General features: G+C 65.2%; 2 protein-coding genes. One reads left to right on the forward strand and one right to left on the reverse strand.

The features are described from left to right. Positions 1–692: alanine racemase (locus EN879_RS36005; protein WP_206521083.1), on the forward strand; the 692-nt coding region annotated here is incomplete at its 5' end. A gap of 21 nt (positions 693–713) precedes the next feature. Here EN879_RS36005 and EN879_RS36010 read toward each other — a convergent pair. Beyond that, positions 714–1,370 (reverse strand): heme ABC transporter permease (locus EN879_RS36010; protein WP_164774836.1); only part of this gene is annotated, 657 nt, incomplete at its 5' end.

Here is a 1,370-nt window from a genome sequence, read left to right on the forward strand (position 1 = left end):
ATGCCGGTCATCGTCTACCGGTGCTGGTCGAATGCGACACCGGCATGGGACGCTGCGGCGTGCAGTCGGCCGATGAAGCGGTTGCGCTGGCAAGACAGATCGACAGAACCGGTGGCCTCGCCTTCGGAGGACTGATGACCTACCCGGCCGCCGGGAAGGCAGCGGAGGCCGAAGCCTGGCTCGCCGACGCCAAGCAGGCGCTGGCCGCATCGGGCCTCGCCTGCGAACGCATCTCCAGCGGCGGCACGCCGGATATGTGGCGCTCCAGCGATACATCTGTTGTCACGGAGTATCGTCCAGGCACCTACATCTATCTCGACCGCTATCAGGTCGCCAAAGGCGTCGGCACGCTCGACGATTGCGCGCTGACGGTGCTGTCGACGGTGGTCAGCCATCCCACCGCGACGCGCGTTATCCTCGATGCCGGCAGCAAGGCGCTGTCCAGCGACACGCTGGGTCTCGCCGATTTCGGCGAGTTGCCCGGCGTGCCGGGAGCGCGGGTGACGGGCCTGAGCGAGGAGCACGGCACCGTCACGCTTTCGGGTGACGGCAAATTGCGCATCGGCGAGCGCGTGCGTGTGGTGCCCGACCATTGCTGCGTCGTCACAAACTTGTTCAACGAGGTCAATCTGATCGACGGCGACAAAGTGCTGGAAACGCTGCCTGTGGCGGCGCGCGGAAGGATGGGGTGAACTAAGAAGCGTCTTGCCTTCTCACACAAGGGGAGAAGGGGGAGAGCGCTCCGCCTGCCGTGCCGCGACCCTGCGCATGGCAATCACCCGGCGACGGCGGATTTCGGTGCGCATCGCCATCAGGTGCAGCGCGAAGAACAGCACGGTGAAGCCGAGCGCCATCACCAGAAGCGGCCACAGCAGGCTGGGGTCGATGGTGGAGCCGCCCATGCGGAACACCGAGGCCGGCTGATGCAGCGTGTTCCACCAGTCGACCGAGAATTTGATGATCGGGATGTTGATGAAGCCGACCAGCGTGATGATGGCGGCGGCCCAGGCGGCGCGGCTGGCATCGTCGAGCGCACGGGTCAGCGCGATGATGCCGAGATACATCAGGAACAGCACGAAGACCGAAGTCAGCCGCGCATCCCAGACCCACCAGGTGCCCCACATCGGCTTGCCCCAGATCGAACCGGTGATCAGCGCCAGCGCGGTGAAGACCGCACCGATGGGTGCGGCTGATTTCAGCGCGACATCGGCCAGCGGATGCCGCCAGACGAGCGTGCCGAGCGCCGAGACCGCCATCAGCGTGTAGCACATCATGGCCAGCCAGGCGAAAGGCACGTGGATGTACATGATGCGGACGGTGATGCCTTGCTGGAAATCCTCAGGCGCGGCAAAGCTCATATAGAGCCCGAC

The sequence above is a fragment of the Mesorhizobium sp. M7A.F.Ca.AU.002.02.1.1 genome (genome assembly GCF_003998535.1).
Lineage (GTDB): Bacteria > Pseudomonadota > Alphaproteobacteria > Rhizobiales > Rhizobiaceae > Mesorhizobium > Mesorhizobium ciceri.